Annotated in this window: 7 protein-coding genes; 3 read left to right on the forward strand and 4 right to left on the reverse strand. The window is 30.0% G+C overall.

Going from position 1 to position 7,822, the window contains the following annotated elements; all coding sequences use genetic code 11:
• The 3 genes from ACJAX4_RS19995 to ACJAX4_RS20005 all read right to left on the reverse strand — a co-directional run.
• Positions 1-1,236 (reverse strand): YncE family protein (locus ACJAX4_RS19995; RefSeq protein ID WP_435791197.1); only part of this gene is annotated, 1,236 nt, incomplete at its 3' end.
• A 106-nt stretch (positions 1,237-1,342) separates the two neighbouring features.
• Positions 1,343-1,618, reverse strand: a complete 276-nt coding sequence (locus ACJAX4_RS20000; protein ID WP_435791198.1) for a putative Se/S carrier-like protein — start codon at positions 1,616-1,618, stop codon at positions 1,343-1,345.
• Between the two features lie 100 nt (positions 1,619-1,718).
• The gene (locus ACJAX4_RS20005) at positions 1,719-3,257 is read right to left on the reverse strand and encodes a hypothetical protein (RefSeq protein ID WP_435791199.1); all 1,539 of its coding nucleotides are present in this window, start codon (positions 3,255-3,257) and stop codon (positions 1,719-1,721) included.
• A 235-nt stretch (positions 3,258-3,492) separates the two neighbouring features.
• Between ACJAX4_RS20005 and ACJAX4_RS20010 the strand changes: the two genes are divergently transcribed.
• Together ACJAX4_RS20010 and ACJAX4_RS20015 are read left to right on the forward strand one after the other, a co-directional pair.
• A complete protein-coding gene (locus tag ACJAX4_RS20010) occupies positions 3,493-4,272 on the forward strand; it encodes a hypothetical protein (RefSeq protein WP_435791200.1) in 780 nt (259 codons plus the stop codon).
• A gap of 259 nt (positions 4,273-4,531) precedes the next feature.
• Positions 4,532-5,041, forward strand: a complete 510-nt coding sequence (locus ACJAX4_RS20015; protein ID WP_435791201.1) for a DUF4489 domain-containing protein — start codon at positions 4,532-4,534, stop codon at positions 5,039-5,041.
• Positions 5,042-5,168: 127 nt separating this feature from the next.
• On the opposite strand, the gene ACJAX4_RS20020 is transcribed toward ACJAX4_RS20015, so the two are convergent.
• Positions 5,169-6,314 (reverse strand): aminotransferase class V-fold PLP-dependent enzyme, encoded by a 1,146-nt coding sequence (locus ACJAX4_RS20020; RefSeq protein WP_435791202.1) that lies wholly within the window; start codon positions 6,312-6,314, stop codon positions 5,169-5,171.
• Between the two features lie 231 nt (positions 6,315-6,545).
• Here ACJAX4_RS20020 and ACJAX4_RS20025 point away from each other — a divergent pair, with 231 nt between their 5' ends.
• Positions 6,546-7,745 carry a hypothetical protein gene (locus ACJAX4_RS20025; RefSeq protein ID WP_435791203.1) on the forward strand — a complete coding sequence of 400 codons (1,200 nt, stop codon included), beginning with the start codon at positions 6,546-6,548 and terminating at the stop codon, positions 7,743-7,745.
• Positions 7,746-7,822: the final 77 nt, after the last annotated feature.

Raw genomic sequence — 7,822 nt, forward strand, 5'->3', positions numbered from 1 at the left:
ACTGTTATTTTTATTGTTAACTATATAATTTATTATATAGTTAACCCTTGCAATAAATTTAATACTTGAAAACCCAGATGTTGTAGATAAGCGACTCATGACTTTTGAATTGTCAACAATAATACCAGGTTTAAATATTATATTTTTAAAAATATAAGAAGAATTTATATCTTTAGGCAAATCTATATCTTTCGATAAATTCATGTTTATGCTATGGAAATCAACATTTTCATTGCATGACGCAAAGATTTTTTTTGCAATTATGGTTATCCCCTGATTACCCTTCTGTAAGTCTGTTATTGCAACTGGTGGAACGTATGTATAAGGAATGCTCAGTGAAATAACATCATAGGGCTGACTGTTAATTGTATTCATAAGAATTAAACCAATTAGTGCATTTGATTTTAAATCTATTATGTCTATGCTTCCATAATTTTCATGGTTTCTGTTAGTAACCAAGAGTTTAGTATTGTCATCAGTTATAAAAAGTCTTGTAGGCCCAGGTGATGATGTCAATATAAAATCATACGCAATATTAGTATGAGTATTTACTAATTCTATTCTGTTTAGACCCAGGTTTGATGCGTATAAGTTATGGTCCTTTAATATCATTCCACCTATTAAAGATCCTTTTGGTAAACTTATATCAATAATATTTTTCGAATCAATATCTACTCTCAGTATATTATTAACACTGGAAATATAAACAGTTTTATCATCTTCAGATATTAAAAGATAGCTTGGATTTATACCTATATTTTGAAATGAACATATAAGCTTATAAATATCAGTACTATAAATTCTTAATTCCTTTGTTAATGTATCTAATATATATAGCTTAGAACCATCCTTGCTAAGTTTTAAATCAATAATTGCTGAAAATCCACAAATGCGACCTAATACGTTTTCTAAATTTATATCATATATAACCACTTCAGAAGTATTCGAAACGTATATTTTTTTGTTTATCCTATCAATTTGAAGATTACCGTTATTGGGAATAGTTCTTTGTTTAGTTTCACCACTAATACAATTGACCAGTGATATCGTATTACTAATATCACAAGCTACCGCAACTATGTTATTATCCATCACCGCTAAATTATATGGCCGAATCGAAACTTCAATCTCTTTTAATATTGTATTACAAAGACCATCTATAATAGTTAAGGTTGCAGTTTTTATATTTGAAACTATATAAAAACTTTTTCTAATACTTCCATCTATTTTAATCACATCCTTTATTATTCTTAATAAAAAATATGCATTAACAATAGATAATATGCTTAAAAAAATAAAGGATCTGGGAATACCAAATCCTAAAGATTTGTATACGTACTAACTATACCTTTTCATAGTTTTCAAGTTTCGCTTTTTTAATAATTTTGTACGTACCTTTTGGCTTTAATTTAATCTTTTCAATTTCAGAAATAACTATATCCATATAAGCTTCTTTAAACTTAATTGCTTGACTGCAACCGTAGGATATTCTTATCGGGGTTGAAACCAGTTCGACTTTGCATAATCTCTTTAAAAGTCTTTGGTACAAAAGTGCTGCAGCATTATGACCTGCATAAACAACTAAATATTCATTCTCTTCTACTATCTCAGCTCTCAAACGTCTCCCCCTTATGGCTAATCAAGTTTATAAATCTGTTTATATAGTAATTAGATTTATGAACTACTCCATAATATGAAAGTATAGTGTTATGTGATAACTACCTTTCAGGTTTCTTTTTTAATATTCTATCTACAATTCCTATGTTCTTTTCATATTTTAACTCTTGACTCAACTTTTCATTTTCAATACTTAATCTTTGCAATTGATTTTTCAATTCATTTACAGTGTTATCTTTGGATATTTTTTGTTTTTTTAATCCTTCGTATTCATAAGTAAGTTGTTCTAATTTAGCCTTTATTTCATTTATTAACAAATCTTTGGATATTTTATCTGCTTTGAATCTTTGTAATTCTTTTATAGTGACCTGATGTATTTCGGTTATTATATTTAATTTCTCTTCAGCTTTTCTCCTTAAGTTTGTAAGCTTTATGAAACTATCATCTGATTCCTCTGGAACTCTTACCTTTTGTTGATATTTTATTTGTAAATCTATTAATTTTTTTTCCAAAACTTTATTATTTTTTTGTAAAACCAAAAGTTCCCCTTGCTTACTTAATTTGTTCTTTTCAGCCTCAGGTTCTACCCCACTTGTGACTTTTCCCTTACTGGTTTCTAGTGAGTCCCCTCTACCGTCTTTAATTCTGGGGTTAGGTAACAATAATTTTATTTCAGGAGCACTAGTTCCAAGTATATATTTACAATTTAAATTATTGTATTTATTGCTTAAAGATAAATATTTATATATTAAGATTTCATTGTCTTTTAATTCGGAATAAAATTTAAAGGGTTCACTCCATTTATTTTTGTATGAAGAAGCTAAAATATCTTTGCCTTCAGTCCATATTGCGAAAAGTGCTCCACTAATTTCAACCAGTAAAAAATTACTGGGATTATTATAACTTTCATGTATTTTATTGCTTCTCATTGTTCCATCAGGTTCAACCAATACATGTTCTAATAAATGCACGGAGCCTTCTTTTGACACATTCATTATATTTATTTTATCTAAGCGTAATAATGTGCAAAAATTAATACTATTACCAGTAATACCATATAACCTTCTTGGAATGCTCCATTTATTACTATTGTACTGTGTTAAATTTATCGCTGCTTCTTTTTCATCACGTTTAGCGTATATCAGACTTAAATTACCATTTTTCAAATGATGCACTTGATAGTGATTAAAAGCTTCTTGTAAAAATGGTATTGTATCTATCGTATTAACTAAATTTTCATCCTTATTTAAGGAGAAATGCATTAAAGTACACTGAGATTTCTTTATGTTATTTTTTCCGATAAAAAATACATGCATTAGATCGCCAATAGTAATTACATTCAATTCAGTCATTTCATAGTCAGGATTATCAAAACTATAAATAGTTTTTCCAAACCATTTATTCTGGTCCCAAATACAATACTTAAGAAGTCCGGCTTTAACACTATATATTATATAAATTTTATTATCTCTATTAAAACTAACTGTAAAATCTAAAACCTCATTGTCAATTTTGTTTTCTTTAGTCCATTTATCTTCATCATACATTATGCTGTACATAAGTTCCATATTGTCATTTACATAGAATCTCCATTTATGATCTTCATTATCATAGAATAGACTTGAACTACACATTTTCATATTCCTCATCTCCTTATAGAAATTATATTTCATTACAATTTAATATATGATTAATCTTAGAGTCAAAAGAGAAAGTATTTGCATAAGATATTATTAGGTGGATCAAAATTAATTTTCCAAAAACTATTTATTATAATAAAAGAAAAGGCAATCACAATTTAAAGGAACCTGCATACATTAATACAAGGAACACGAATTAGATGTGTATCACTTAACATAAAAAGGAGGATAATTTATGGCTATTACTCGTGATGAGTTTATTCCAAGACCTGGTATTGTTAACAAACAAGGACACCTTCCTGATCCATCTGAGTTAGTTTGCATTGAAATTCCAAAAGTTTTTGACCAATGCCTAATAAAACGTTGTTTAGGCTATGCTTGTGGACCAGATACAATAGACACCGATGAAGAATTAAGAAGTAACCCACTTGAGGATCCAAGAATATTTACGGGGTGCAGAGATTTCCAATTAAAACTTATTTCTGTAGAGAAGATTCCACTAAAGACAAATCCTAATTTCAAAAAATTAATAGTTTGTTTTGAAATCTCATTTTATGCAGATTTTTTAAATTGTGATGGAGAGACAAAGTGCGAGAAATTTGAAATCCATCGTACAGAGGTAATATCAAAACTATATTGCCCAGATTCAATAGCTCAAATATCTGCTAGCACCATACCTACAGGAAAATCCAAAGATCTTGATTCTGAAATAGTAAAACTTGAACTCGTTGCAGAATGTTTAGATGGAACTATTTATAGAGATGATTGTGGAGATAGTTACTTAGATATAACTTTAGGTTTCCATCTTATTGTAAAATGCGAACTAATTGTTCAATTATTAATTCCTGCATATGGCTATTGCCCAGTACCTACTCAATGTGAAGAACATCCTGATGAAGACCCTTGTGATAGATTTGATAGGGAGCCAGTTCCAAAATTCTTCCCAGATCAAAATCTTGAGCCACTATTTGAAGATGATACTGAATACTGCGAATACGTAGAATATGATAACTAAGTTATTATAGAACTTTGAATGTAAGTAGATTTGTATAACCAGATCTACTTACATTCTTCTGCAGTTGTAGATGTTACTGATGAAAAATGCAAAAATTACTAAAAAAGAACGAAGTAAATTCTAAATTTCTAGCACATTTGTATGTCTAAATCATATATTATAGTAGAAGAATTCTGATAAATTGAACCAACTTAAACAGTGCTTATAGAGTTCTTTCTGCTACATTAATATATGTTCAAATTTGAGGAGGAATAAATATATGAATTCAATGTCAAGACCTGTTGATCATAGCGATAAATCTTGTGGTTGTAAAAAAGAAAAAGAAAAAGAAGCTTCTGTTTTACTAAAATGCAAAACAGGATTCCCCTTAACAATAACAGAAGATGTTACTACAGGTACTGCTTTTACTCTTAATACACTCTCATTAAATCTTGAAAAATTTAAAAATCCATGCGTTAAGTTTGAATTTGCTGCCAATATAGTTAGTGCTACTACAACTGCAACTCTTTCTTTCCGAATATTTAAACAATGCAGAAATCAAACTACTCCAACACCAATCGGACCTGAATGGGTTTATGATGTGGTAGCTCTTACTGGTACTGATGCCTTCACTTTTATAGTTTGTGATTGTGAATGTGATAATGACTCTTGTTATGACGAATGTTGCACCTATACTGTAGTCGTAACAGCTGTTAGTACTGAAGTTGGAACAACCATTATTAATAACCCAACATTTTCAGCTTTAGTAGTAGATAATAACTGTCATTAAAATAGTACTATAAACATTAAAAAGGCTCTGTAAAAAGAGCCTTTTTAATGTAGTTGAAATCTAATCAAATTCTTCTAATACAAGGAAGCTCTTCATTCTCACCGGAAAGCTTCCTTGTAATTTTTTATTATAGAGACCTTTTTCCATATATATTCTTTAACGCTATAACAAGTTTTTCGATATCCTCCAAATTATTAAAGTACCCTGGACTTATTCTAACTGTACCTCGAGTTTTAGTACCAATTATTTGATGTATTAGTGGTGCACAGTGAAAGCCTGTTCTCACTGCTATTCCTTTTTTGTTTAGGAGTTCTCCTACTATAGACGCATCAATATTATCTAAATTTAAAGAAACCACTGCTCCTCTGTTTTTATAATCGCTCCCTCCATAGATTTTAACATATGATAATTCACATAATTCTTTTATTAAATATTCTACTAACATAATTTCATGCTTTTTTATATTATTTATTCCTATTTTTTTAATAAACATTAACCCCGCGCATAACCCTGCTATTCCCGGCGTGTTTAAGGTTCCACTTTCAAATCTATCAGGCAAAAAGTCAGGTTGCTTAATAGAAGAAGACTCACTTCCAGTTCCACCTTGTTTAAAGGAATCCAGTCTTAAATCTTCTCCTATATATAATCCCCCTGTTCCCTGTGGACCATATAATCCCTTGTGACCTGGAAAAGCTAATAAGTCAATATTATCTCGCATCACATCTACTGGTATAACGCCTGCACTTTGTGATGCATCCACCATGAAGATTATTCCTGCATTCTTCGCAATCTCACCTATAGCTCTTATGTCTTGAACCGTTCCTATTACATTTGAAGTATGATTTATTATTATTGCTTTGGTATTTTTACGTATCTCTTTTCTTAATTTGTTAGTATCCAAATATCCATTTTTATCTACAGAAAGAAGTGTATATGTTATTCCTTTTTCACTCAAATAGTTTATCGGCCTTAGAACTGAGTTATGCTCAATTACTGAGCTTATAACGTGATCTCCTGGCCTCAGTATTCCTTTTATTCCTATATTCAATGCTTCGGTAGCATTACATGTAAATATAATATTTAATATATCGGGTATGTTAAATATTTCGCTTAGCTCCTGCCTTGTATCCATGATTTTGCATGAAGCCTCAACTGCCATATCATGAGAACTTCTTCCAGGATTGGCAGCATAACTTTCCATGCATCTTAGCACCTCTGAATAGACTTCCACAGGTTTTGGAAAACTAGTGGCCGCATTATCAAGATATATCATAATATCCTCCTATTTTTCATATAGCATTTATTTCTTTTTATAATATAAATACTTTTATACCTTTAATAATATGCTAAATATATTTATTTAATGTTACTTCATCATTTAAGATAAATTCACCTTAACGATTTGTGTATTCTTAGTGAGTATATTATAATATACGGGATAAAGCTTATTGAATAATGTATTTCTAATGAGCGTAATTTTATAAAGGGTTACAGGAGGGTAGACATGAAAATTGATGATGTGATAATTAAGATTAATAAAGTAGGCTCTGATACAAAAGATAAAATCGCTCCTTTTCAAGTATTAAAAAGATTTAAAAGTGGAAGATCTGATGCAGGCGTATATATGGTGGAATACGGCACCGCTAATAAAGTTGGTATTTTAAAGATAACTAAGAAAAATGAAGCAGAATTGTTTCAAAAGGCCTACAACCTCGCACTAGGTAATAACATGCAAAAGTATATTGCTAAACTAATTGCTAATTATAAAATAAAGGATAAAAATAGTACTACTTTATATGTTAACTTATATGATTTAGCTGGGGATGACATATACAATAGTGAGACGTTTTTGGACAAAGTTCTAAATGAAGATGAACTTAAGGATAACACAATATCAACAATAACTAAGTTTTTATTCACTTGGAACAAAGAGCACGTTAAAAAGTCACTGTCTCCGATGGATATAGTAAAAAATGAACTTTCATATAGGTATATGGATAACAAATACATACAATCCTTTGAATCAATAGGGGTGGATGAAAATATAAAATGGATATCTTTAGATGGGACGGACATTTTACTCCCTAATCCATATTATTATTTTAATAATAAAGATGTTTGGAATGGCTTAAAAGTAACTTGTCTTACTTCATATGCACATGGAGATTTTCAAGGAGATAATATTATAATAACTGAAAACAAGCCAGTTATAATTGATTTTTGTGACTTTCTAGAAGACTGTAATGTTTTTCACGATTTAAGATATCTTGAGTCAATTACACTCGGAGATTGTTTAGAAATTGATAAGCAATCGGATAGAGAATTATGGAGTAAAGTATGTGAAGGTTTAAGTGTTGGAATAACCGAAGTAGATCTTCCTCAAGGAAAGGGGATGACTCTTCTAAGGCAGCTTATAAGTAACCTTCGTCAGAATGTGAAATTAATTGTTAATGATAGCCGTAACAGCTTATACAATCCTTCATTTCATTTAGCAGGCGCGGCTTGTGGATTAATTAATATGAGAAAATACGCAAATACAAATAAAAAAAAGGCCGCTTTTATATATGCGGCCGCAAACCTTAAGATGTTTCTACAGGATGATGCAGTTGATATGTTTAATCCTAAATTAGATTCCTGTATAGTCTTTAATTGGATATCTGAAAAAGTTGGAAATGAATCTGTTGTTTTAGAACCAATTACTTAACAAAAACCATAAAAATTAAATCCAGCGGGAACAGTGTTCCCTCTGGATTTAATTTTCTACATAAGAAATCGGAACAC

This window comes from Clostridium sp. (assembly GCF_051278035.1).
In the GTDB taxonomy this organism is placed as follows: domain Bacteria; phylum Bacillota; class Clostridia; order Clostridiales; family Clostridiaceae; genus Clostridium_AD.

Excerpts from the sequence above, each read along its gene's own strand:
- ACJAX4_RS20025 (WP_435791203.1), top strand. The coding sequence starts at position 6,546 with ATGAAAATTGATGATGTGATAATTAAGATTAATAAAGTAGGCTCTGAT.
- ACJAX4_RS20020 (WP_435791202.1), bottom strand. The coding sequence starts at position 6,314 with ATGATATATCTTGATAATGCGGCCACTAGTTTTCCAAAACCTGTGGAA.
- ACJAX4_RS20005 (WP_435791199.1), bottom strand. The coding sequence starts at position 3,257 with ATGAAAATGTGTAGTTCAAGTCTATTCTATGATAATGAAGATCATAAA.
- ACJAX4_RS20015 (WP_435791201.1), top strand. The coding sequence starts at position 4,532 with ATGAATTCAATGTCAAGACCTGTTGATCATAGCGATAAATCTTGTGGT.
- ACJAX4_RS20010 (WP_435791200.1), top strand. The coding sequence starts at position 3,493 with ATGGCTATTACTCGTGATGAGTTTATTCCAAGACCTGGTATTGTTAAC.